Below are 23,721 nucleotides of genomic sequence, written 5' to 3'. Positions count from 1 at the left end.
TTCGTCGCCGGTTTCCTCTTCGGCGTTCACGTGGCGCAGGCGCTCGGCGGCGACGATGGCCGGTCCTGAGCTGGATAGGATCTTCGCCCGCTGTTTTCGCGGCGCGGACGGCGAGGCGGCGCTGGCCTATCTGCGCGGTCTGACTGTCGAGATCGCCGCCGGGCCCGAGATCGAGGACCGCCGGCTGCGTCACCTGGAAGGTCAGCGCTTCATCGTTCGGACAATCATCAACATGGTCGAAAGGGGACGCAGATGAACACCAGCATGATCGACTACGCCGGTGGCGGCGATTCAGGCCGGAAAATGCACCGGTTCACGTACCGGGATATGGCCTACGAAGTGCCGGATCAGTTCTGGGACCGGGAGGCGAACGATATCGACCTCGCCGCCCTGCTGAAGAGCCAGGCGGACCTGCGCCGCCAGGTTTCGGGCCGGCCGAAGGCGCCCGAAACCTACGAGCTGAAGGTGCCCGACGATATCGCCGACCGCGTCGCCATCGATCCGGCCGACCCGGCGGCGGCCGCGGCCATGGCCTGGGCGAAGAAGCATGGTCTCTCCCAGGAAGCCTTCGGCGAACTGGTCGAGGGATTCGCCCGCGCCGAAGCCGACGCCCGCGACCCGGAAGCCTTCCACACGGCCCAGATGGCGCAGTTGAAGGAGGCCTATGGCCACCGCTGCGACGAGGTCTGCCAGGAGGTCGGCCACTGGTTCGGCGCGCTGCTGCAGCGCGACTTCGCGGACCGGCCCGAACTGCTGGAGGCGGCAGAGGAGCTGGCGTCCGATGCCCGCGGCGTGATGCTGCTGAAGGCGCTGCGCGACCGCCTGACCGAGCGCGGCGTGCCGGGTCACCGCGACCAGCCCGCCGCCGGCATGGACGAGGCCGCGCTCCGGCGGCTGCAGGCCTCCGACGCCTATCTCAACGCCCGCCATCCGGACCATGACGCGGTGGTGCGCAAGGTCCGCGATGGCTGGCAGAGGCTGGTGGGATAGGCGCTCTGCGCGCGATAGGTGGTCTGGCTGGCTCGCGCGCCTGAATCCTGGAGACGGCGCGCCGGCCGGCCATGCCATCCCCGGCCCGCCTGTGCCTAGCCCTTCACTTCCGCCTTCACCGCATCGGTGAAGCCGACCAGGACGCGGGGTCCGTTTTCGAACACGGGCCGCTTCACCAGCGCCGGTTGCGCGGCGACAAGCCCCGGCGCGCCCTCCCCGCCCAGGGCCGCCGCGCGATCCTGTTCCGACAGGCCCCGCCAGGTGGCGCCGCGGCGGTTGATCAGGCTCTCCCAGCCTACCGCCGCGGCCCACCGCTCTATGTCGGCCGCCTCGACGCCGTCGGCGCGGACATCGACGAAGTCATGGGCGACGCCTTCGGCCGCCAGCCATTTCCGCGCCTTGCGGCAGGTGTCGCAGTTCTTCAGCCCGTAGACCTTCCATGCAGCCATTGCCGCTTGCCTCCCGCGCAGCCTGTCCCATCATCTGACGGCAGGACCTACCGGGGAGGAGCCGACATGTCCATCGAAGACAAATCCGTCGCTGTCGTGCTGGGTGTCGGCGCAAGCCGGGGGGTCGGCGCCGCGGTTGCGCGCCGTTTCGCCGGCGAGGGCTTCCACGTCGTGCTGGCCGGCCGGACCGAAGGCGGGCTGGACGCGATCCGCGACGAGATCCGCGACGCCGGCGTGACCGCCGAGAGCTTCGTCACCGACGCGACGAACGCCGGCGACGTGGAGCGCCTGATGGCCCACGCCGATTCGCTGGGCGGCGGCCTGCGCGTCGCCGTCTACAATGTCGGCAACAACCGCCGCGGCACGCTGGACGACCTCGACATGGCGGTCTTCGAGAAAGCCTGGCGGGAGAACGCCTTCGGCGGCGCGCTGTTTGCGAAGGCCGCGGCCTGGCACATGCGCGCACGCGGGCAGGGGACGATGATCTTCACCGGGGCCACCGCCTCGCTCCGCGCCCGGCCGCCCTTTCTGCCTTTCGCTTCGGCCAAGGCGGCGCTGCGCGCGGTCGCCCAGGCGGCGGCGCGGGAACTGGGGCCCGACGGCATCCATGTCAGCCACGTTGTCGTGGATGGGGGCATCGCCGGCGACAAGCTGTTCAGGGCCTTCCCCGACCGGGCGAAGCGCGCCGGCGAGGACGGGCTGCTGGATCCGGACGCCATCGCCGACGCCTATTGGGCGCTGCACGTCCAGCACCGCAGCGCCTGGACCTTCGAACTGGATCTGCGGCCCTACGGCGAGAGCTGGTAGGCGGCTCAGAGCCCCATCTGGCGGGCGGCGAGATCGCGCATGATCTCCTCGGCCCCGCCGCCGATGGCGTTGACCCGGACCTCACGGTAGATGCGTTCCACCTTCTGGCCTTTGAGATAGCCGGCGCCGCCGAAGGTCTGCACCGCTTCCCGGGCGCAGTACTCCATGGTCAGGGTCGCCTGGTTCTTCAGCATGCAGATCTCGGCCACCGGGCTTTCGCCCCGGTCGATCCGCCAGGCGAGGTTCTCCAGCCAGGCCTGGGTCGCGTTGATCTTCATCGCCATGTCGACCAGCTTGTGGCGCACCGCCTGATGGTCGATCAGCCGCTTGCCGAAGGTCATCCGTTCGCGGGCATGGGCCACCGTCTCGTCGAAGCAGGTCTGCGAGAAGCCGTTGCAGCCGGCGGCCATCATCAGCCGCTCGAAGTTGAAGTTCTGCATGACGATCCTGAAGCCCTGATTCTCCTCGCCGATCAGGTTCTCCGCCGGCACGCGGACGTCGTCGAAGTAGAGCATCGCCGTGTCGGAGGCGTGCCAGCCCATCTTCTTCAGCGGCGTGCGGTTGAAGCCCGACATGTCCGCCTCGATCAGCAGCATGGAGACGCCGCCCATGCCGGGGCCGCCGGTGCGCACGGCGGTCGAGATGTAGTCGGCCTGCATGCCCGAGGTGATGAAGGTCTTCTGGCCGTTGACGATGTAGTGGTCGCCCTCGCGCCGGGCCGTGGTCTCCAGATTGGCGACGTCGGAGCCGCCCGAGGGCTCCGTGATGGCGAGCGCGGCGATCTTGTCCCCCGACAGCACTGCCGGCACGACACGCCGTTTCACCGCTTCGGTGGCGGCGCGCGTGATCGGCGGCAGGCCGATGGCGTGGCTGTTGAGGCTGGCCGAGACGCCGCCCGCGCCGGCGCGGGCCACCTCCTGACCGGCGATGATCATGTAGAACAGGTCTTCCATGATGCCGCCCGCGTCGGGCCGGTGATGGGCGCCGATCAGACCGATGTCGCCGGCCTTGCGGAACAGCTCGCGCGGCAGCCTTTCGGCCTCTTCCCATTCGTCGACGAAGGGTTCGATTTCCTTTTCCACGAAGCGGCGCACCGTGTCGCGCCAGGCCTCGTGGTCGGCGGTGTAGTAGGGGTTCTCGGGCTGGTTCGGTATCATGACGGGCCTCCCCTCCCGGTCGTTCTCTGCTCTCCGGCCGGATCATGGACCGCCCGCACGCGGCGCGCCAGCCGTGTCAGCCGGGCCGCTTCGCGTCGTCGCGGCCCGCCATGCACATCACCGTCACCAGCGCCTGGGCGACCAGCGTCTCCTCACCATTGTCCAGGGCGTAGACCTTGGCCTCGGCGGGGACCAGCGTGCGGCCGGCTTTCAGCACCTGCCCGCGGGCGACGAGCGCTTCGCCACGCCCCGGCGCCAGCCAGTTGAGCTTCATCTCCACCGTCAGCGGCGCGGAGCCCGGCGGCATCATCGAGAACGCGGCATAGGAGGCGGCGTTGTCGGCGATCGTCGCGATGGCCCCGCCATGGGCGAAGCCGTGCTGCTGGGTGACCTCGTCGCGGAGCGGCAGACGGAACGCCGCGAAGCCGGGCTCGAGGCGCTCCAGGTGGAAGCCGACCAGATGCGCGAAGGGCTGCCGCGCGAAGCTCGCGCGCACCTTGGCTTCCCAGTCCGGATCGCGGGGCTGAAGGATCGTCACAACAGGAACAGCGCCCCCAGGCCGAGGAAGGCGAAGAAGCCGACGATGTCGGTGACCGTGGTCAGGAACACCGCGCTGGAGACCGCCGGGTCGACGCCGGCCTTGTCCAGGCCCAGCGGGATCAGGATGCCGGCCAGCCCGGCGATGATCATGTTGAGAACCATGGCCGCGGCGATGACGCCGCCGAGGATGGGGTCGGAGAACCAGACATAGGTCGCCAGACCGATCAGGATCGCGAAGGCGATGCCGTTGAGTACGCCGACCAGCAGCTCCTTGCTCACCTGGCGCATGGCGTTGGCCGCCGTCAGATCCTTGGTGCCGAGCGCGCGCACGGCGATGGCGAGCGTCTGGGTGCCGGCGTTGCCGCCCATGGAGGCGACAATGGGCATCAGCACGGCCAGCGCCACCACCTGTTCGATGGTGGCGTCGAAGAACCCGATGACGACCGAGGCGAGGATGGCGGTCACCAGATTGATGACCAGCCAGGAGAAGCGGGTGCGCGTGGTTCGGAAGACCGAGCGATTGAGGTCGTCCTCCCTGACGCCGGAGATCTGGAACAGGTCCTCCTCGGCCTCCTCCTCGACCACGTCGAGAATGTCGTCGACCATGATGACGCCGATCATGCGCCCGGATTCGTCGACCACCGGCGCCGAGGTCAGGTCGTACTGGCGCACCTCGTAGGCCACGTCCTCGACGTCCATCTCCGGCCGGAAGACCACCGGATCGGCTTCCATGATGTCGCCGATGCGGATGGGCCGCTTGGTGCGCATGGCCCGGTCCAGCGGCACCCAGCCGATCGGCCGGAAGGCCGGGTCGATGACGTAGATCGAGTAGAATTCGTCGGGCAGATCCTCGGCGGAGCGCAGGTAGTCGATCACCTGGCCCATGGACCAGTAGGCGGGGACGGCGACGAAGTCGCGCTGCATCAGCCGCCCGGCGGTGTCCTCGCCGAAGGCCAGCCCTTCCTCGAGGGGTCGCCGGATGTCCTCGGCGACCGCCGCCAGCACGGCCTTCTGCTGTTCCTCGGAAAGCGCGTCGAGGACGTAGACCGCGTCGTCCTCGTTCAGTTCGGCGACGGCCTCCGCCACCCGCTTCGGCCCCAGCATTTCCACGAGGGCGTCGCGTACCGGCCTTTCCAGCTCGGCCAGCGCCTCCGGATCCAGCCGCGCGCCGATCGCTTCCAGCAGCTTCTGCCGCCGGTCCCGGTCGAACAGTTCGAACAGGTCGGCCTGGTCGGCCGCATGCAGCCCGGCGAATTGCTCGCGGACCTCGCCGAACCGCTCGTCGTCGAGCGCGACGCGGATTTCGCGGACAATGTCCGGAGTCAGGCCGCGGCCTTCCGCGCCCTCCTCCTCGTCTTCTTCCTCTGCGACGCTGTCCCGCTCATTCATGAATCACCCATATAGGCGACGACGGGCTCAGGTCATCTGCGACAAGGGGCCGGCCGGGATCGCCCCGGACTCGTGATCCTGCGCTGCCACCACCGCGACCGCGGTCATGTTGACGATGCCGCGGGTGGTGATCGCCGGGGTGATCACGTGCGCCGACTTCGCCATGCCGATCAGGATCGGGCCGACCGACATGCCTTCATTGGTTTCCTTGACCAGGTTGTAGGCGATGTTGGCGGCGTCCATGTTCGGGCAGACCAGAACGTTGGCGTTGTCGGTCAGCGTGGAATCCGGGTTCACGCGATCGCGGACGGACTTGTTCAGCGCCGTATCGCCCTTCATCTCGCCGTCGATCTCCAGATCCGGCGCGATCTTGCGGATGATGCCGTAGGCCTCCCGCATCTTGCGCGACGACGGGTCGTCATTGTCGCCATAGTTGGAATGCGCCAGCAGGGCGACGCGCGGCTCGATGCCGAAGCGGTTGACCACTTCCGCCGCCATCACCGCCATTTCGGCCACTTCCTCGGCGTCCGGATCGTCGGTGACATGGGTGTCGCAGATGGCGATGGTGCCGCGGTCCATGACGATCAGCTCCAGGCCCGACGGCTCGCGCACGCCGCGCCGGAGGCCGATGATGTCGCGCACCCAGGCGATGTGGCGGTCATAACGCCCGACCAGGCCGCAAAGCATGCCGTCGACCTCGCCACGATGGGCCAGCAGCGAGGCGATGACGGTCGGGTTGGTGCGGACCTGATAACGCGCGTCCGCCGGGGTCACGCCGCTGCGGCCCATGATCTGGCGCAGCGTGTCGGCCAGCGAGTCGACGGAATCGGCGGAGGTGACGTCGAAGACGTCGACATCCTGGCCCACCTTGATGCGCAGGCCGAAGCGGTTGATGCGCCGCTCGATCACCTCGCGCCGGCCGATCAGCACCGGCCGCGCCAGGCCGTCGTCGACGATCACCTGGGCGGCGCGCAGGATCCGCTCCTGCTCGCCGTCGGCATAGGCGATCTTCTTCGGGTCCTGCTTGGCCCGGTCGAAGACGGGCTTCATGGCGAAGCCGGTCTTGTACATGTATTGGGCCAGCTTCTGGCGGTAGGCCGCCATGTCCTCGATCGGGCGCTGCGCGACGCCGGAATCCATCGCCGCCTGGGCGACGGCGGCCGAGACCTCCACGATCAGGCGCGGGTCGAAGGGCTTCGGAATGATGTACTCGCGGCCGAAGGACAGGCTCTCGACGCCATAGGCCTTGGCCACCACCTCGGAGACTTCCTGCATGGTCAGGTCGGCGATGGCCTTGGTGGCCGCGACCTTCATCTCCTCGTTGATCGTGGTCGCGCCGCAATCCAGCGCGCCGCGGAACAGGAAGGGGAAGCAGAGCACGTTGTTGACCTGGTTGGGAAAGTCCGACCGGCCGGTGGCGATGATGGCGTCGGGCCGGGCGGCCTTCGCCTCCTCGGGCATGATCTCCGGCGTCGGGTTGGCGAGCGCCATGATGATCGGGTTGTCGGCCATGGTCCTGACCATCTCGCCGGTCAGCGTGCCGGGGCCGGAGACGCCCACGAAGACGTCGGCGCCCTTGACCGCTTCCATGATGGAGCGCGCATCGGTCTCGACGGCCCAGTACTCCTTGTACTTGTCCATCTTTTCCGTCCGGCCCTTGTAGATCGGGCCGGAGCGGTCGCAGACGATGATGTTCTCCTTGGTCACGCCCATCGAGACGATCAGCGCCATGCAGGCCTGGGCCGCGGCGCCGGCGCCGGAGCAGACCACCTTGACCTTGTCGATGTCCTTCTCGACCAGCCTGAGCGCGTTGTAGATCGCCGCGCCGACGCAGATGGCGGTGCCGTGCTGGTCGTCATGGAAGACCGGAATGCCCATGCGCTCGCGGCACTTCCGCTCGATCTCGAAGCAGGCCGGCGCGCCGATGTCCTCCAGGTTGATGCCGCCGAATGTGGGCTCCAGCGCGACGACGATATCGACGACCTTGTCGATGTCGGTGGCGTCGATCTCGATGTCGAAGACGTCGATGCCGGCGAACTTCTTGAACAGGACGCCCTTGCCCTCCATCACGGGCTTGGAGGCCAGCGCGCCGATATTGCCGAGGCCCAGCACCGCGGTGCCGTTGGAGATCACGGCGACCAGGTTGCCGCGCGCGGTCATGTTCGCGGCCTCCAGCGGATCCGCGACGATCGCGTTGCAGGCAGCGGCAACGCCGGGGCTGTAGGCCAGCGACAGATCGCGCTGGTTCGCGAGCTTGGTGGTGGGCTGGACGGAAATCTTGCCGGGCGTCGGATACCGGTGGTAGTCCAGCGCCATCTTGTCGAGTTCGTCGCTCATTTTAGCCCCCTCAGGCGATCAGGATCCCTCTGCCGCCCACTATCGCCCCGGCAAGCGAAAAATCAACTGTCACGGGTTGGAATGCGGCGGCGGTCACGCAGCCGCAGGGTCGCGCGCCTGGATGCGCCGGCTGTACATGGCGATCAGCCCGCGGTCGCCGTTCCAGTCGGGCACGGCACCGGCGGCCGCGCTGGCCCCGAAACGTTCGCCGGCGGCCTGCAGGTCCCGGTCCAGCGCCGCAAGGCGGGCCGGGTCGTGGCGGCCTTCGGCGCAATAGGCGGCCAGACCGTCCACCGGCGATTGCGCCGCGCCCACCGAACGGGCCTCCAGAAAGGCCGCGCAGGCCAGCATGACAAAGAGCCGCTCGGCGCGGGCGAAATCGCGGCCGCGTTCCCCCGGCAGAAGCTCGCCGGGCGCAACGGCGACGCGCTCGAAGCGGCCGAAACCCTGGCTCAGGCCGGGCAGGAAGCCGGGGCTTTCCCTGTGCGTGATCGTGACCCCGGCCCGGTCCCGCGGCAGCCGCGCGATCCGCACCGCGCCGTCCAGCTTCGCGGTGACCAGCAGGTGGCGGACATGGCGCGACTGCCCGATCCATGACTTGCAGCCGCCGAGGCGGAAGCCGGCGCCGTCCGCCGTCAGAACCGTGCCGGGGAAGCGCTCGGGATCCTTGCGGTCCTCGGCGGCGGCCAACGCCGCCCAGCCCGCCGCCGGCAGGTCGGGAAAGACCTTGCGCAGTGACGCCTGGTAGCCGGCGATGAAGACCTGGGGCAGCGACAGCGCCGCCCGGCCGCCCTCCACCGCCATGTCGACGGGTTCCAGGCGGCCGAATTCCGCCTCGCGCCAGAAGTCGTGGAAGGCCGCCTCGCCGGGTCCGGCGGGGGCGCGGCCGCTCAAGCCGCGTCCTCCGCGCAGTCGCGGCAGAGCCCGTGCAGTTCGACCGTGGCGTGATCCAGCGTGAAGCGCCGGCTTTCGGCCTGTTCCGCCAGGCGGTCGCGCACCTGTTCGTCCTGGAACTCGGAGACCTCGCCGCAGTCATCGCAGATGGCGAAGACGGCGATGCCGCCGGGCCGGTGTCGGTGGCTGCAGGCGACATAGGCGTTCAGCGATTCGAGGCGGTGGGCCAGCCCGAACTCGAGCAGCTTCTCCAGCGCGCGGTAGACCTGCAGCGGCGCGCGCAGGCCTTCGCCGCGGAGCTGATCGAGAATGGCGTAGGCCGAGAGCGGGCCGCCCGCGCGGTCGAGCACGTCGTGGACCAGGCCCTGGTTGCGGGTGAGCTTGCGTGTCCGTTCCGCCATCATGCCGTCCTGCGCCGTACTGCGACGAAGCTTATCAGAAAGCCGAGCAGCGCCGCGACCACGATGGAGGGGCCCGAGGGCGTGTCCCAGAACCAGGAGCCACTGAGGCCGGCGGCCACGGCGGCGACGCCGATCAGGGAGGCCAGCGCCGCCATCGCTTCCGGCGTGGCGGCGAAGCGCCGGGCCGCCGCCGCGGGAATGATCAGCAGCGAGGTGATCAGCAGGATGCCGACGATCTTCATGGCGATGGCGATGGTCAGCGCCATGGCCAGCATGAACAGCAGACGCGCGCGCTGGGGCTTCAGGCCTTCCGCCTCGGCCAGTTCCTCGCTCACCGTGGCGGCCAGCAGTGGCCGCCAGATCCAGGCGAGGAGGGCGAGGACCACCGCGCCGCCGATCCAGATCAGCCAGAGATCGCGCGCGCCGACGGCCAGGATGTCGCCGAACAGATAGCTCAGCAGGTCGACGCGCACGCCCTCCATCAGCGCCACGATCACCAGCCCGATGGCCAGCGTCGAATGCGCCAGGATGCCCAGCAGGGCGTCGGTGGGCAGGGCGCGGCGGCGTTCCAGCACCAGCAGCAGCACGGAGGTAAGCGCCGCGGCGACGAACACGCCCAGCGTCAGGTCGATCTCTATCAGCAGCGACAGCGCGACGCCCAGCAGCGCCGCGTGGGCGATGGTGTCGCCGAAATAGGCCATGCGCCGCCAGACGACGAAGGCGCCGAGCGGGCCGGCGATCAGGGCCACGCCGGCGCCGGCGGCAAGCGCCCTGAGCAGGAAGTCATCCACCAACGCCATGCCCTCCCGGATCCGGCCGGTGGGCGTGATCGTCGTCATGGCCCTCGGTGATGGTGCCGTCGGGGTGCTGGATGCGGCCGTCCGGCAGGTGGCTGTGGTCATGCTGGTGGCGGTAGACCGCCAGGGTGCCGGCGGCGCGGTCGCCGAACAGCTTCAGGTATTCGGGATCGTTCGCCACGGATCGCGGCGCCCCGGCGCAGCAGACATGGCCGTTGAGACAGAGCACCGTGTCGGTGGAGGCCATGACGATGTGCAGGTCGTGGGAGATCAGCAGCACGCCGCAGCCGGTCTCGTCGCGGATCTGGCCGATCAGGTCGTAGATCGCCACCTGTCCGGAGAAGTCGACGCCCTGCACCGGCTCGTCGAGCACCAGCAGATCCGGCTCGCCGACGATGGCCCGGGCGAGCAGCGCGCGCTGGAATTCGCCGCCCGACAGGTTCTGCACCTCGGCGCGGCGCAGATGGCCGATACCGGTCCGCTCAAGCGCCCGCTCGACGGCGGCGGCCTCGCGCCGGGACGTGAGACGCATCAGCCGCTCGACCGTCAGCGGCAGCGTGCGGTCGATGCTCAGCTTCTGCGGCACATAGCCGATGGTCAGGCCGGCGGCGCGGCGCACGCGGCCCTCGTCGGGACGCCAGACCCCGGTGGCCAGCCGCGCCGTGGTGCTCTTGCCCGAGCCGTTGGGCCCGATCAGCGTGACGATCTCGCCGCGGTGGATCTCCAGGTCCACATGGCGGATCAGCCAGCGGCCGCCCCGCTCGATGCCCAGATCCTCGCCCTTCACCAGCATGTCGCCGCTAGCAGGCACTTCGTCCTCCACGCCGTTCCGGAGGGCAGATGTAGCGTTATACCATTACACAGGCAAGCCGCCGCGCCGCCCCGCCGCCCCGTCTGTACGCGCCGCGCCGAAGCTGTGCTAGGAATTGGGGCGAATGTTGCATCCCGTCGGAGGAAGGCCTGCGCAATGCCGGCGAGACCCGAAATCATCGGTCTGACGGGCGAACCCGGGCCGCTCTGCGCGGCGCTGCTCGACTACTGGATGGAGCGGCGGGGCGGGCGGCCGATGCCGGCGCGCGCCGACCTCGATCCCGTCGATATCCCGAAACTTCTGCCGCACATCATGCTGATGGACGTTCTGCCCGGAACCGGCCGGATGCGCTTCCGCCTGGTGGGCACGCGGGTCGTCGTGATGTTCGGCGCCGACAATACCGGGCGCTATCTCGACGAGGTCGATTTCGGCGAACAGCGGCCCGCGATCCTGGAATCCTACGGCCTGGCGCTGGCGCATGCGTCGCCGCATCACCGGCGCATGGGGTTCATCAACAAGGATGGCGTGAAATTCGACATGGAGCGGCTGATTCTGCCCCTCTCCTCCGATGGCGGGAGGCATGTCGACATGCTGATCAGCCTGCTCGACATCAAGGAAAACATCGCTGGGTAAACTGGCGGATTCCGTCCTAGGATGCCTCAAAACAAGAGCAAGGGGTATGGGGACATGGCGGACCGGGACGACATGCTGGCGCGCGTATATGCGGCGGACGGCGATCCGGAAAAGCTCATCGAAAGCTATGACCGCTGGGCCTCCAGCTATGACCGCGACCTCTTCGCCATGGGCTACCGCCATCCCGTCGTCGTCGCCGGCACGCTGGCCCGCTTCGCGCCGAACCTGGACATCACCGTGCTCGACGCCGGCTGCGGCAGCGGCCTGCTGGGGGAAGCGCTGAGCCTGCTCGGCTACGCCGAGGTCGTCGGCATCGACCTCTCGGAGGGGATGCTGGAACAGGCCGCCGCCAAGACCTGCTATGCCGACCTTCAGCAGGTGATGCTGGGGGAGGATCTGGAATACGAGGACGGCACCTTCGATGCGGTCGTCAGCGCCGGTGTGATGACCGTAGGCCATGCGCCGCCGGAGGCGCTGGTGGAACTGGCGCGGGTGACCAGGCCCGGCGGCCACCTGGTGGTCGCGATCGTGCGGGAAGCGTGGGAGTCCGGGTTCCGCAACGTCGCCGAGCGCCTCGCCGCCGACCACAAGATCACCCCCCTGTACCGCACGAACCATTATGTCGGTCTGCCCGGCGCGCCCGAGGCCGAGCGCGTCGAGGCCCGTGTGCACGTCATGCGCCGGGTGTGAGGCGGCCTGCCGGTCAGTCCAGGTTTCCGGCCACGATCAACGGACGGAAGGCGAAGACGCCGGGATCTTCGGGCCGGACCTCGACCTCGACGGCATGGACGTCGGACGCGCCCATCACCTCCAGCCGCCAGACCTGCTTCAGGACCTTGCCGTCCGGTCCCTTCAGCGGTTGGTCAAGGCGGAAGGTGTGAAAATCGCCATGGACGATCAGCACCGGCCGACCGAACGCCGACGCGCCCGCCGACAGCGCCGTGATCGTCCGCTTGAAGCCCGAATTGGCATAGTCCCAGGGCTTCTCGGCTTCGAATATCGGGTTGGCGTGCATGGCGACGACAACGGCGCGGGCATCGGTCTCGGCGGCCTCGCGGAAGGCGCGGGCGATCCAGTCGAGATTGGCGGCGTCGCGCGCCAGAAATTCGGCGACTGCCGCCGGGCTGCGCTCCAGCCCGTTGTTGGAGCTCACGACGTGGACGGTTGCAAACAGTACGTCTTGATGCCGCCAGATCGCGTTCTCGACCATCTCGCCGTGCTCGGGCGACAGGTCGGACTGGCGGCGATAGGACTTCGACGCGCGGCCGTGGCTCTCGGCCGCGGCGAAGAACATCCGCCGGACAGCCGACAATCGTTCCAGCGGATCGAATCCGCCGGCTGCAGCGCGGTGGCAGTCTGTCCATTCGTTGTCGCCCGGGGTGTAGAACAGCGGCGCGTCGAAGGCGTCGAAGCGGTCCCGGATCGCCTGGAATGTCGCGTCGTCGCAGGGCCAGGCGCCGGATTTGATGTCGCCGATGTGGATCGAGAAGGCCGGCCCTTCCGCGTTGATCCGCTCGACCAGCCGGTCGAACTTCGCGTAGTCGGCGGGCAGGTTGTAGGGCATGTCGCCCAGCGCCACGAAGCTGAAGGGCTCGCCCGCGTGGGCCGGAAATCCCACCGATGCGGCGACCAGGCCGGCGGCCAGCCATTGTTTCATCCTTCTCGACGCTCCCGTCCCCGGATTCACTATCCGGAACTGTGCCTCAGGGCGATGACGGCAGCATGTCAGCCGTGGCCGCCGCTGGCGCCGCCGCGTCCTGCAGATGCGCCGCAGGAAAGCCGGCGCGCTTCAGGTAGTGGCGCAGATAGCCGGCGCGGTCGACCACCTGTCCGATCATGTCGGGGAAGGCCTGGGCGGCGCGGAGATAGGCCGACTGCGCCTCGGCCGCCTCGGCGATGTCCTGCAGGCGGATCAGCGGCGAGGTCGGCTTCGGCCTGACCGCCTCGCCGCCGGCCGAGAAGGGTTCGACATGGAAGGGGGAGCCGACCATGGCCGGGCCGGAGAGGATCGCCAACACGCGCCGCGCCAGCGGGTAGTCCAGCTCGGTCAGCAGCCTGAGCGACATGGGAAGTTCCACCGCCGCGAACTCCTGCTGGCGGACGTCGATCTCGAAGGCCGTGCGCTGGCCCGCCTCCGCAGGCGGCAGGGTCGGCCCCATGATGCCGCGGCGGATGGTCTCCTGCAGGCGCTCCAGCACGATCTGGCTGACGTCGAAGCGCCCCGGCGCGTCGAGCGGCGTCAGTCCCGCCGAGCCCACGGCCTTGGGGATGATCGCGCCCGGCACCAGGCGGATGTTGGCGGGGTTGAGCACGCCGTCGTCCTCGGCCTGCCAGATGCCGGTGACCGCGATGGAGGCGTTCTTCAGGATCAGTTCGACCACCTTGTTGGCGGTCTTGATATCGGCCAGCACGCTCAGCACCGGCCCGCGCCCCATCCATTCGCCCGGCGCCTTGTCCATGCGGAAGGCGATCACCGGAGAGGCGGCGTAGGCGCGCTTCAGCAGCAGGTTCTCGCCGTCGGCGCCCGGCTGATCGACGCACCACAGCTCGTAGTCCGCCGGGCCGCCGGGGTGATCGGCCATCACCGCCTCGATCAGCTCGATCTCGGTATCCGGCTTCTCCGCGGCGAGCTTCGCGAGGTCGGGCGGCAGATCGGCGTCGGGCCATTTCTCGGCGATACGTCGCGCCGTCAGCCGCATCTGGCGGAAGACCGTGGCCAGCATGCCGTCGGGTCCTTCCTCCGGCACCAGTTCCCGCGCCGGGATGGCCTCGAAGCGCAGCGGGCGCGCGAAGCTGCCTTCGTGCACCATCAGCGCGCCGGTCGAGATCAGCGCGTCGCCGATGGCCGGGTCGACCTCGATGTGAAAGTTCGACGCCTCGATCGCCACGTGGAAGCGGGCGCGCACATCGTCCAGCCAGGTCTCGTAGCCGCGCCGCAGATCGTCCCCGAAGCCGAAACTCTCCGGCGCCTCGAAGTCCATCCATTCGCGGAATGGCGGGAAGAGCTGCCCGTGCAGCCGCGAGCGCCGCCACTGCACCGCCTGTACCGCGGTATTGTCGAAGATCTCCCGGTCGCGCCGCCCGCCGGCCCGGCCGCTGGCGGCGGCGTCGTGATGAGGCAGGGCGAAGGCGTAGGCGTCGTCCAGCAGGGCGTCCCAGGCGCGGCGGCGGCGCTCGGCGCGGTGAAAGCGCTGCAGGGTGCGGGATTCGGGGCTGGCGGCGGATCGGTCGGTCATCTTGCGCCTCGGGAGAACGTGGGTGACCGGCTCAAGTCTAGGGTCGGGAACGCTAAGCGTTTCCCGGTTTTTCGTTGCGCCCCGCCGGGTCCGGTCCCAGCATGGCGGCCTGCGCTGGCGCGGTCCGCCCCGAACGGCGCGCGTCCGCTGGCGCAACATGTCGAGACAACCATGGGGAGCGGCCATGAGCCTGATCGATGAGCTGAAACGCATCCAGCCGGAGATGACCGAATGGCGGCGCGATATCCACCGTCATCCCGAGACCGCCTTCGAGGAGGACCGCACCGCCGACAAGGTGGCCGGCCTGCTGGAGGAATTCGGCCTGCAGGTGCATCGGGGCCTGGCGAAGACCGGCGTTGTCGGCACGCTGAAGGCCGGCACGGGCAACCGCGCCATCGGGCTGCGCGCCGACATGGACGCGCTGGATCTGCAGGAACTCAACGAATTCGATCACCGCTCGGTCAATGACGGCAAGATGCACGCCTGCGGCCATGACGGGCACACGGCCATGCTGCTGGGCGCGGCGCGGCACCTGTCGGCCAATCCGGATTTCGACGGCACGGTGCACTTCATCTTCCAGCCGGCCGAGGAGAACCTGGCCGGCGGCCGGGTCATGGTCCAGGACGGGCTTTTCGAGCGTTTCCCCGTCGAAGCCGTCTATGGCATGCACAACTGGCCCGGCCTGCCGGTGGGCAAGTTCGCCGCCTGCGTCGGGCCGATGATGGCGTCGGCCGATTTCTTCGAGCTGAAGCTGACCGGCCGGGGCGGCCACGGCGCCTTCCCGCATCTGTCGCGCGATCCTGTGCTGGCCGCGGCCCACATCATCACCGCCTGGCAGAGCATCGTCAGCCGCAACACCGATCCCATGAAGGCCGCCGTGATCAGCGCGACGCAGATCGAATCGGGCTTCACCGGCAATGTCATCCCGGAGACGGCCGTGATCCGCGGCACCACGCGGACCTTCGATGCCGGCGTCCAGGACATGGTCGAGGAACGCATGGGCGCGCTGGCGCGCAGCCTGGCCGAGGGTTTCGGAATGCGCGCCGACTTCCGCTACGACCGGCGTTACGCGCCCACGGTGAATTCCCCCGAAGAGTTCGGTCACGCCATGGCCGCGGCCCGGGCGCTGGTGGGTGAGGCCAACGTCAACGACCACCTGACGCCGGTGATGGGCGCGGAGGACTTCGGCTGGATGCTGCGTGAGCGGCCGGGCTGCTACGTCTTCGTCGGCAATGGGGAAGGTCAGCAGGGCGGCTGCGAGGTACACAATCCGAACTACGACTTCAACGACGATACCCTGCCCGTCGGCGCCGCCTACTGGTCTCAGCTCGTCCGGATGCAGCTTCCCGCCGACCGCGCCGCCGGGTGACGGGTATCCGGCGCCCACAACGTGGCCCCGAACTTGCTTGACCCATGGTCAATGTGACAGGCGTCATGGGAATGCGAACAATAAGAGGCTTCGTGGTGTTGAGCCGGTATCGAATTGTGACACATCGTGGTTGAAGTCCGGCGCCGGATCGGCCGGACAGTGAAGGAAGGCTGAATTGAGTTTCAAGGTCAAGTTCTGGGGCGTCCGCGGCTCGATCGCCACGCCCGGCCCGCGTTACGTCTCCTTCGGCGGCAATACGAGCTGTATCGAGGTCGCCTGCGGCGGTCGACGGATCATATTCGACGCCGGCACGGGCATCCGGAACCTGGGCCACTGGCTGACCAGAAAGAACGTCAAGCATGCGCACATGCTGCTCAGCCATACCCACTGGGATCACATCAACGGCTTTCCCTTCTTCTCGCCCGCCTTCAAGAAGGATCAGCACTTTACCATCATGGCCGGCCACCTTTCCGATCAGGGGTCCGGTATCCGGGAGGTGCTGGCCAGCCAGATGACCCAGCCGACCTTTCCCGTGCCGATCGAGATCATGCAGGCGAAGATGGACTTCGAGGATTTCAGCGCCGGCGACACCTTCACCATCGACAACGACATCACGATCCGCACCACGGCGCTCAACCATCCCGACGGGGCCACTGCCTACCGCGTCGACTATCAGGGCAACTCCATGTGCTACGTCACCGACACCGAGCACGTGCCGGGCAAGCCCGACGAAAACATCCTCGCCCTGATCGAGGGCGCGGATGTGGTGATCTACGACTGCACCTATTCCGACAAGGAATTCGAGAGCAAGGTCGGCTGGGGCCATTCCACCTGGCAGGAGGGCATGCGCCTCTGCCAGGCCGCGAACGTCCGCCAGCACATCATCTTCCACCACGATCCCGACCACGAGGACATGTACATGGAGCGTCTCGAGGAAGAGGCGCGTTTCCAGTGGATCGGCAACACCGTGGCGCGGGAGAACATGCGCCTGCGCGTCGGCTGACGGCTCAGCCCGCGGGCGTCTCCGGACAGAAGCGGATCAGCGAGGCGACCAGCAGCGCGATACCGCCATATTGCAGCAGCACGAACAGCGAGCGGGCGGCGTGAACGGCCGCCGACGACGGCGTGGACATGCCCGGCCAGAGCAGCTTCAGCCGGGGCAGCAGCACGACCGGCAGGAGCAGTACGCCGGCCACGGCGATCCGGATGGCGGTGACCTCGCCCGAGGCCGCGACGCCGCCGCCGATGAAGATGGCGAATACGGCGAGGCTGGCGGCCACCCCCACCCAGCCGGCGGCGAGCAGGAACAGCAGCTTCAGGTCGTCGCTGACGAAGCCCAGCCAGAACGCGCTGGCGCCCAGCCAGACCGCCAGAGCGGGGATCCAGAGCGGGTAGGCCGGCGGGCCGCAATAGTCGGCCGAGGCCCAGGCCCAGGCGCCGGCCAGCGCAAGGGCGAGAACCAGGGCGTGACTGAGCGTCGACAGTCGTTTCGGCCGGGTCTCTGACATCGCCGCAATCTGTCCCGCGCGCCCCGGTTCCGCGCCGTGACCGATGGCCGCTGCCGCACGGGCGCGGTCGTGCTCAGAACTTCAGTTCGAGGTTGAAGGAGAGAACGGCATCGGCGGCCGCGTCAGTGTAGCCTGCCAGCAGGGCGATGCGGGGTTCGAGGATGCGCCCGTGACCGAGATCGAAGGCGGAATACGCCGCCGGTCCGATGAAATGCTCCTGCTGATCGAAGGCCGGCGCATTGCCGAAGGCCTCCTGCACCTCGCCATGGGCCTCGACCCCCAGACGCCAGTTGGGGCCGACGCTGTGCGCCGCCGAGGCCGCATAGGCCAGACCGGGGTCGACGCCGTCCGCAAACGGCACCTCGGCGAAAAGGTTGCCGATCACGAGCCATGGCCCATGCTCGACCTCGATGATCGGACCGAAGCTGAGGGCAGCCTCATTGAGTCCCGCCTCATTGGGTAGCTCGAAACCGACGAAACCGGCCAGGGTGAAATGGGTCTCCCGCGCGCCGCCCGCGCCATGGGAATGATCGTGGCTGTGTGCGTGCCCGTCGCCGAGGGGCAGCAGGAAGACGCTGCCGAATTCGAACGCCTCGATCTCGGCGTTGCCGCCTTGCGGGTTCGCAATTTCCAGGGCGGCGATCGGCTTCCACCATGATGTCGGCGCATAGGAAAACGCGATCTCGTGCACCGACTTCTCGTCGCCCGCGGCGACATCCGACAAGGTCAGGGTGTTGATCGATTCGAACTCGAAGCCGTCCTTCTCCACATCGGCGTGGATGACCTCGAACACGTTTGCGTTGGCGCTGCCGACAGCCAGCGCGAAAGCGGCCGCCGTCGCGACGGTTCTGATTCCCATGGATCGCTCCTGCATTTCTCGGGTGTTGGTTTGTTCCGCGGAGGGATCTACCCGCCCAGGCAGTCCCGGAAGGCGGCCGCGGCGCGGCGCATCAGCGTCTCGTAGTGGCCGGGGCCGGGCGGAATGTCCGCGCCCAGCGGATCGGCGATGCCGACGCGCACCGCCGTCCCGTCGGCGATGGTGGCGACGAGACGGCTGTCGAACTGCGGTTCGGCGAAGACGCAGACCGCGCCCAGGTCGCTGACGCGGGACTTCAGGCGGCTGATGCGCCTGGCGCCGGGCTGGACCTCGGAGCTGATGGTGATCGAACCGACGGCGCGCAGGTGGAACTGCGTCTCGAAATGCGCCCAGGCGTCGTGGAAGACGACGAAGGGCCGGTCCTCGACCGGCTCGAGCATCTCGTGCAATTCCTCGCCCAGCGCCGCGAGCCGCGCGCTCAGCGTCTCGGCGTTGGCGCGGTATCGCGCCGCGTTGCCGGGATCGGCCCGGGCGAGGTGTTCGGCCATAGCCCGCGCCATGGCGGCGGCGTTGCCGGTCTCCAGCCAGACATGCGCTTCCGGGTGTTCGGGGCGCGCGTTCTCGCCGTGAGCATGGCCCTCGTGCTTCTCGTCCTGGTGCCCGTGGTCGTCGTGCCCGTGGCCCTCGCCATGGTCATGGCCATGGGCCTCGAACTCGCCGCCCTCGCGCACGGGCAGAAGACGCAGACCCGGCGCGTCCATCAGCGTGACGATTTCGGCATTGCCCGCGAGCTCCTCGAGGGGTTTGCGCAGGAAAGTCGAGATCGCGGGGCCGATCCAGAAGACGACATCCGCTTCGGACAGGGCCCGGGCGTCGGAGGGCTTCAGCGCATGGCTGTGCGGCGAGGCGCCCGGCGGGACCAGCAGATAGGGCTGGCCGACGCCTTCCATCACCGAAGCCGCCAGCGAGTGGACCGGCTGGATCGAGGCCACGACCTTCGGCGCCGCCGAGAGCTGGGACGCCGCGCCCATCACAACCGCGGCGGCGGCCAGCAGTCCCGTTTTCAATCCCCGCGCCATCTTTTCCCTCCTGTTACAACATTACATGTTATGTAATTACGTAACATCATCCCCCATATGGCGCAAGCGTCCCGGCTCTGGCATAGGATGCAGAGCGAGAAGGACGAAACGGGGAGGCGTCACGAATGTCCGGAATGAAGAACGTCGCGGACGTGCTGCGCGGCCACGCGAAGACCCGCGGAGACAAGATCGCGCTGGTCTATCGCGGACGCGAGACGGATTTCGCGACCCTGGACCGGCGCGCCAGCCGGGTCGCCAACGGGCTGATCGCGGCGGGCGTGAAGCCGCAGCAGCGCGTCGCCCTGCTGACCCGGAACTGCGACCAGTTCATGGAGCTCTACTACGGCTGCGCCAAGGCCAATGCGGTGATCGTCCCGGTGAACTTCCGCCTGGCCGGGCCGGAGATCGCCTACATCGTCAACGACGCCGGGGCGGAGGTGTTCTTCGTCGGCGAGGGCTTCGCGGAACTGGCGGCGGAGAACATGGCCGACATGCCGAAGGTCCGGCAGGTGGTCTCGCTCGAGGGGGAGGGCGGCTACGAGGACTACGCCGCCTGGCGCGACCGGCAGTCCGGCGCCGACCCGATGGTCGACAACGACCCCGACGATATCGCCTCCCAGCTCTATTCCAGCGGCACCACGGGGCATCCGAAGGGAGTGCAACTCAGCCATCAGAGTGGCCTCAACCTCTGGCCGCTGCTGGCCGACCCGAACGAACCGGCTTATGGCCGCTGGTCGGAGGCCGACGTCAACCTGGTCTGCATGCCGCTCTATCACGTGGGCGGGCTGAACAACGCGCTGGCCGGCCTCTATGTGGGCGCGCGGACGGTGATCATGGCCGAGGCGGTGCCGGCCGAGATCCTGAAGCTGATCCCCGAGCAGAGGGTCACCAAAAGCTTCCTGGTGCCGGCGCTGATCCTGTTCCTGTTGCAGACGCCGGGCTGCCGCGACACCGATTTCTCCTCGCTGGACGAGATCTGGTACGGCGCGGCGCCGATCCCGGTCGAGTTGCTGAAGCAGGCGCTGGAGGTCTTCGGCCCTGTCTTCGGGCAGGCCTACGGCATGACCGAATCCAACGGCGGCGGCGTCTACATGCCCAAGGCCGATCACGACCTGTCGAAGCCGGAACGGCTGAAGTCCTGCGGCAAGCCGGCGCCGGGCTATGAGGTGAAGGTGGTCGACGAGGACGGCAACGAAGTGCCGACAGGCGAGGTGGGCGAGATCATCCTGAAGTCGAACACGCTGATGGCCGGCTACTGGAACCTGCCCGAGGCGACGGCGAAGACGCTGCGCGACGGCTGGCTCTGGTCGGGCGACGCCGGCTATTTCGACGACGAAGGCTTCCTCTACATCTACGACCGGGTGAAGGACATGATCATCTCCGGCGGCGAGAACATCTATCCCGCCGAGATCGAGAGCGCCCTGTTCGGCCATCCGGCGATCGCCGACGTCGCCATCATCGGCGTGCCCGACGAGCGCTGGGGCGAGGCGGTGAAGGCGGTCGTCGTGAAGAAGCCCGATGCGGCGCTCTCCGAAGCGGAGGTCATCGACTACGCCCGCCAGCGCATCGCGCACTACAAGTGCCCGAAATCGGTGGACTTCGTCGACGAACTGCCGCGCAACCCGACGGGCAAGATCCTCAAGCGCGAACTGCGCAAGCCTTACTGGGAAGAGATCGGCCGGCAGGTGAGTTAGCGCAGAGCAGAGGGGGAAGCTCCCGATGACCAGGACCACCTTCCCCGACCACGGAACCGATGCCGATGACCTGCTCGACGCCATGGAGGCGATGAAGGCCGGCGACATCGACTGGCGGGCGGGGCGGACCCCGCTTTACGTCTTCCGGGCGACGGACAGCGCGGCGGAGATCGGTCAGGCCGCGTTCAACCGCTTCTTCACCGAGAACGCGCTGGGCGGAAAACGCGCCTTCCTGTCCGTCGGCCGCATGGAGCGGGAGGTGATCGACATGGCGCTCGATCTCTTCCATGCGCCCGGGGACGCGGACGGCCACATGACCACGGGCGGCTCGGAGAGCATCTTCATGGCGGTGAAGGCCGCCCGCGACGCCCACCGCGCCGCCGGATCGAAGGCCGGCCAGCAGCTCAACATCGTCATGCCGGAAAGCGCCCATCCCGCCTTCGACAAGGCCGCACAGGCGATGGAGATCGAGATGCGGCGCGTTGGTCTGGCGCAGAGCCGCCGCGCCGATCCGGCGGCGATGGCGGATGCCGCCGACGCGCGCACCATGATGATGGTCGCCTCCGCGCCGTGCTTTCCCTTCGGCGTCATCGATCCGGTCGCGGAGGTGGCGGCGGTGGCGCGCGAGCGCGGGATCTGGCTGCATGTCGACGCCTGTGTCGGCGGCTATCTGATCCCCTTCGCGAAGGCCAATGGCGAAGACCTGCCGGACTTCGACTTCCAGGTCGAGGGCGTGCGCTCGATCTCTGCGGACCTGCACAAGTACGGCTTCTGCCCCAAGCCGGCATCCACCGTCTTCTTCCGCGACGCCGACGACATGGCGCGCAGTGCCTTCGATTTCGACGTCTGGGCCAATGGCCGCTTCGTCACCCACACCATTGCCGGCACGCGGCCGGCGGGCGCGGTCGCCGGGGCCTGGGCGGTGCTGAACCATCTGGGCCGGGAAGGCTACTGCGCCGTCGCCCGCGATCTGCTGAAGATGGCGCGCGCCTACCGCGCCGGGATCGAGGCGGTCGAGGGGCTGCACATGCTGGCCGAGCCGGACCTGACGATCCTGAACTTCGGCGCGGACGGGTTCGATATCTTCGCCGCCGCCGACCGCATGGCTGCGAAGGGCTGGCTGCCGGGGCGGACCCAGGACCCGCGCGGGCTGCACCTGATGCTGTCGATGCTGCATGCGCGGGCGCGCGAAGCCTATCTCGCCGATCTCGCCGAGGCGGTGGACGCCGTCCGCCGCGAGGGCGGGGCATCGGCGGCGAAGGCGGTCTATTGAGCGAAACCCGGCACGCTTAAGCGCCGTCCGCCTAGGCTGAAGGTCCGTTCCGACCGCCAGCCAGGGGTGCCGCCTTGACCGCCAGTACCGCCGCCGCCGACGCCATCGACCAGCGTCTCGCCAAGTTCCGCCACGACCCGGTCGGCTTTGTCCGCTGGGCCTTCCCCTGGGGCATCATCGGCACGCCGCTGCACCGCGCCCGCGGGCCGGAGCGCTGGCAGAGCGCGGTGCTCGACGCCATCGGCGAGAGGCTGCGCCGCCGGGGGCGCGAGGCGGCAGGCGAGCCCGTGCTGGTCGCGGTCGCCAGCGGTCACGGCGTCGGCAAGTCGGCGCTGGTCGCCTGGTTGGTGATCTGGGCCATGGCGACCGGCTGCGACACGCGCGGCGTGGTCACGGCCAATACCGAGATCCAGCTCAAGACCAAGACCTGGGCGGAGCTCGCCAAGTGGTTCCGGCTCTCCCGCGCGCGCCACCTCTTCCGCCTCGCGGCCACCGCCATCCAGGCAAAGGATGCGGAGGCGGCGAAGACCTGGCGCGTCGACATGGTGCCCTGGTCCCTGAACCAGACGGAGAGCTTCGCCGGGCTGCACAACAATGGCCGGCGCATCGTCATCGTCTTCGACGAGGCCAGCGCCATCCCCGATCCGGTCTGGGAGGTGACGGAGGGCGCGCTGACCGACCGGGAAACGGAGATCGTCTGGGCCGTCTTCGGCAATCCGACCCAGACGACGGGCCGGTTCCGCGAATGCTTCGGCCGCCGGCGTCACCGCTGGATTACCCGCCACGTCGATTCGCGGGAAACCCGGCTGACCAACCTGGCCCAGATCGAACGCTGGATCGCCGACTACGGCGCCGACAGCGACTTCGTCAGGGTCCGGGTGAAGGGCGAGTTTCCGCGCTCCTCCTCGCGGCAGTTCATCGCTCAGGGGCTGGTGGACGGCGCCCGGACGCGCGAAGCGACGCCCGATCCCGAATCGCCGCGGATCATGGGCGTGGACGTGGCGCGCTTCGGCGACGATCAGTCCGTGATCCTGTTGCGTCAGGGCGAGGCGCTCTGCGGCCCGATCCGCCGCCACCGTGGCCTCGACCTGATGCAGTTCGCCGCCCGCGTGGCCGAGCGTATCGCCCTCGACCGGCCCGACGCGGTCTTCGTCGACGGCGCGGGCGTCGGCGGCGGCGTGGTCGACCGCCTGCGCCAGTTGGGCCACCGGGTCCACGACGTCAATGGCGGCGAGGCCGCGCGGCGCGGGCGGGACTATCTCAACCGCCGCGCCGAGATGTGGGACCGCATGCGGCAATGGCTGAAGACCGCGGCGCTGCCCGACGACCGGGGGCTGGCCGCCGATCTCGCCGGGCCCGAATACGGCTTCGACGCCAGGGGGCGCATCCGGCTGGAGCGCAAGGAGGACATGAAACGCCGCGGCCTGGCTTCGCCCGATGCCGCGGATGCGCTGGCGCTGACCTTTGCGGACTTCGTGGCGCACCGGCCCGGGCACCGCCGGCTTTCGGCGGCGACCGACTTCCGGGTGCTGTGAGGGCC

The 23,721-nt window shown here is 68.7% G+C and carries 24 protein-coding genes; 10 read left to right on the top strand and 14 right to left on the bottom strand.

What is annotated here, in order from left to right:
- Positions 1-55: 55 nt before the first annotated feature.
- Both CWC60_RS13440 and CWC60_RS13435 read left to right on the top strand, forming a co-directional pair.
- Complete coding sequence (locus CWC60_RS13440; protein ID WP_109794451.1) at positions 56-256, top strand: Bbp19 family protein; 201 nt, start codon at positions 56-58, stop codon at positions 254-256.
- Positions 253-990, top strand: a complete 738-nt coding sequence (locus CWC60_RS13435) for a capsid assembly protein (RefSeq protein WP_109794450.1) — start codon at positions 253-255, stop codon at positions 988-990. Before CWC60_RS13440 ends, CWC60_RS13435 begins: the two co-directional genes overlap by 4 nt.
- 95 nt (positions 991-1,085) lie before the next feature.
- On the opposite strand, the gene CWC60_RS13430 is transcribed toward CWC60_RS13435, so the two are convergent.
- A complete protein-coding gene (locus CWC60_RS13430) occupies positions 1,086-1,439 on the bottom strand; it encodes an arsenate reductase (protein ID WP_109794449.1) in 354 nt (117 codons plus the stop codon).
- Between the two features lie 66 nt (positions 1,440-1,505).
- Here CWC60_RS13430 and CWC60_RS13425 point away from each other — a divergent pair, with 66 nt between their 5' ends.
- Complete coding sequence (locus CWC60_RS13425) at positions 1,506-2,246, top strand: SDR family NAD(P)-dependent oxidoreductase (RefSeq protein ID WP_109794448.1); 741 nt, start codon at positions 1,506-1,508, stop codon at positions 2,244-2,246.
- A 5-nt stretch (positions 2,247-2,251) separates the two neighbouring features.
- Here the strand turns inward: CWC60_RS13425 and CWC60_RS13420 are convergent, their stop codons facing one another.
- The 8 genes from CWC60_RS13420 to CWC60_RS13385 form a co-directional block, all read right to left on the bottom strand.
- Positions 2,252-3,403, bottom strand: a complete 1,152-nt coding sequence (locus tag CWC60_RS13420; RefSeq protein ID WP_109794447.1) for an acyl-CoA dehydrogenase family protein — start codon at positions 3,401-3,403, stop codon at positions 2,252-2,254.
- A gap of 76 nt (positions 3,404-3,479) precedes the next feature.
- The gene (locus CWC60_RS13415; protein WP_109794446.1) at positions 3,480-3,941 is read right to left on the bottom strand and encodes a PaaI family thioesterase; all 462 of its coding nucleotides are present in this window, start codon (positions 3,939-3,941) and stop codon (positions 3,480-3,482) included.
- Positions 3,938-5,332 (bottom strand): magnesium transporter, encoded by a 1,395-nt coding sequence (gene mgtE / locus CWC60_RS13410; RefSeq protein ID WP_109794445.1) that lies wholly within the window; start codon positions 5,330-5,332, stop codon positions 3,938-3,940. Before mgtE ends, CWC60_RS13415 begins: the two co-directional genes overlap by 4 nt.
- 27 nt (positions 5,333-5,359) lie before the next feature.
- Complete coding sequence (locus tag CWC60_RS13405) at positions 5,360-7,669, bottom strand: NADP-dependent malic enzyme (RefSeq protein ID WP_109794444.1); 2,310 nt, start codon at positions 7,667-7,669, stop codon at positions 5,360-5,362.
- 93 nt (positions 7,670-7,762) lie between these two features.
- A complete protein-coding gene (locus CWC60_RS13400) occupies positions 7,763-8,563 on the bottom strand; it encodes an acyl-CoA dehydrogenase family protein (protein ID WP_109794443.1) in 801 nt (266 codons plus the stop codon).
- Positions 8,560-8,964, bottom strand: a complete 405-nt coding sequence (locus tag CWC60_RS13395) for a Fur family transcriptional regulator (RefSeq protein ID WP_206419924.1) — start codon at positions 8,962-8,964, stop codon at positions 8,560-8,562. Before CWC60_RS13395 ends, CWC60_RS13400 begins: the two co-directional genes overlap by 4 nt.
- Positions 8,964-9,758, bottom strand: a complete 795-nt coding sequence (znuB, locus tag CWC60_RS13390) for a zinc ABC transporter permease subunit ZnuB (protein ID WP_109794535.1) — start codon at positions 9,756-9,758, stop codon at positions 8,964-8,966. Before znuB ends, CWC60_RS13395 begins: the two co-directional genes overlap by 1 nt.
- On the bottom strand, positions 9,748-10,554 hold the full coding sequence (locus CWC60_RS13385; protein ID WP_109794536.1) for an ATP-binding cassette domain-containing protein: 807 nt from the start codon (positions 10,552-10,554) through the stop codon (positions 9,748-9,750). The genes znuB and CWC60_RS13385 overlap by 11 nt, the downstream gene beginning before the upstream one ends.
- A gap of 174 nt (positions 10,555-10,728) precedes the next feature.
- Here CWC60_RS13385 and CWC60_RS13380 point away from each other — a divergent pair, with 174 nt between their 5' ends.
- Entirely contained in the window at positions 10,729-11,205 is a 477-nt protein-coding gene (locus tag CWC60_RS13380; protein WP_164516536.1) for a PAS domain-containing protein, read from the top strand.
- Positions 11,206-11,259: 54 nt separating this feature from the next.
- Positions 11,260-11,895 carry a class I SAM-dependent DNA methyltransferase gene (locus CWC60_RS13375; protein ID WP_164516535.1) on the top strand — a complete coding sequence of 212 codons (636 nt, stop codon included), beginning with the start codon at positions 11,260-11,262 and terminating at the stop codon, positions 11,893-11,895.
- A gap of 13 nt (positions 11,896-11,908) precedes the next feature.
- Here CWC60_RS13375 and CWC60_RS13370 read toward each other — a convergent pair whose 3' ends face one another.
- The gene (locus CWC60_RS13370) at positions 11,909-12,862 is read right to left on the bottom strand and encodes a hypothetical protein (protein WP_206419922.1); all 954 of its coding nucleotides are present in this window, start codon (positions 12,860-12,862) and stop codon (positions 11,909-11,911) included.
- Between the two features lie 46 nt (positions 12,863-12,908).
- Positions 12,909-14,441, bottom strand: a complete 1,533-nt coding sequence (locus CWC60_RS13365) for a portal protein (protein ID WP_164516534.1) — start codon at positions 14,439-14,441, stop codon at positions 12,909-12,911.
- 184 nt (positions 14,442-14,625) lie between these two features.
- Between CWC60_RS13365 and CWC60_RS13360 the strand changes: the two genes are divergently transcribed.
- Positions 14,626-15,810, top strand: a complete 1,185-nt coding sequence (locus CWC60_RS13360) for a M20 aminoacylase family protein (RefSeq protein ID WP_109794439.1) — start codon at positions 14,626-14,628, stop codon at positions 15,808-15,810.
- A 175-nt stretch (positions 15,811-15,985) separates the two neighbouring features.
- On the top strand, positions 15,986-16,813 hold the full coding sequence (locus CWC60_RS13355) for an MBL fold metallo-hydrolase (protein WP_109794438.1): 828 nt from the start codon (positions 15,986-15,988) through the stop codon (positions 16,811-16,813).
- Between the two features lie 4 nt (positions 16,814-16,817).
- On the opposite strand, the gene CWC60_RS13350 is transcribed toward CWC60_RS13355, so the two are convergent.
- The 3 genes from CWC60_RS13350 to CWC60_RS13340 all read right to left on the bottom strand — a co-directional run bounded on the left by CWC60_RS13350 (position 16,818) and on the right by CWC60_RS13340 (position 19,214).
- Positions 16,818-17,318 carry a hypothetical protein gene (locus CWC60_RS13350; RefSeq protein WP_109794437.1) on the bottom strand — a complete coding sequence of 167 codons (501 nt, stop codon included), beginning with the start codon at positions 17,316-17,318 and terminating at the stop codon, positions 16,818-16,820.
- A 73-nt stretch (positions 17,319-17,391) separates the two neighbouring features.
- Positions 17,392-18,177 (bottom strand): hypothetical protein, encoded by a 786-nt coding sequence (locus tag CWC60_RS13345; RefSeq protein ID WP_109796299.1) that lies wholly within the window; start codon positions 18,175-18,177, stop codon positions 17,392-17,394.
- A 47-nt stretch (positions 18,178-18,224) separates the two neighbouring features.
- Positions 18,225-19,214 (bottom strand): zinc ABC transporter substrate-binding protein, encoded by a 990-nt coding sequence (locus tag CWC60_RS13340; RefSeq protein ID WP_109794435.1) that lies wholly within the window; start codon positions 19,212-19,214, stop codon positions 18,225-18,227.
- A 125-nt stretch (positions 19,215-19,339) separates the two neighbouring features.
- Between CWC60_RS13340 and CWC60_RS13335 the strand changes: the two genes are divergently transcribed.
- From CWC60_RS13335 to CWC60_RS13325, 3 genes are all read left to right on the top strand, one after another.
- Positions 19,340-20,908, top strand: a complete 1,569-nt coding sequence (locus CWC60_RS13335; protein WP_109794434.1) for a fatty acid--CoA ligase — start codon at positions 19,340-19,342, stop codon at positions 20,906-20,908.
- A gap of 25 nt (positions 20,909-20,933) precedes the next feature.
- Positions 20,934-22,181, top strand: a complete 1,248-nt coding sequence (locus tag CWC60_RS13330; protein WP_206419921.1) for a pyridoxal phosphate-dependent decarboxylase family protein — start codon at positions 20,934-20,936, stop codon at positions 22,179-22,181.
- Positions 22,182-22,255: 74 nt separating this feature from the next.
- The gene (locus tag CWC60_RS13325; RefSeq protein WP_109794433.1) at positions 22,256-23,716 is read left to right on the top strand and encodes a terminase; all 1,461 of its coding nucleotides are present in this window, start codon (positions 22,256-22,258) and stop codon (positions 23,714-23,716) included.
- Positions 23,717-23,721 lie beyond the last annotated feature (5 nt).

The organism is Minwuia thermotolerans, assembly GCF_002924445.1.
In the GTDB taxonomy this organism is placed as follows: Bacteria; Pseudomonadota; Alphaproteobacteria; order Minwuiales; family Minwuiaceae; genus Minwuia; species Minwuia thermotolerans.
Note: the sequence above shows the minus strand (reverse complement) of the source record. Positions and strands in the feature narration are given on the sequence as shown.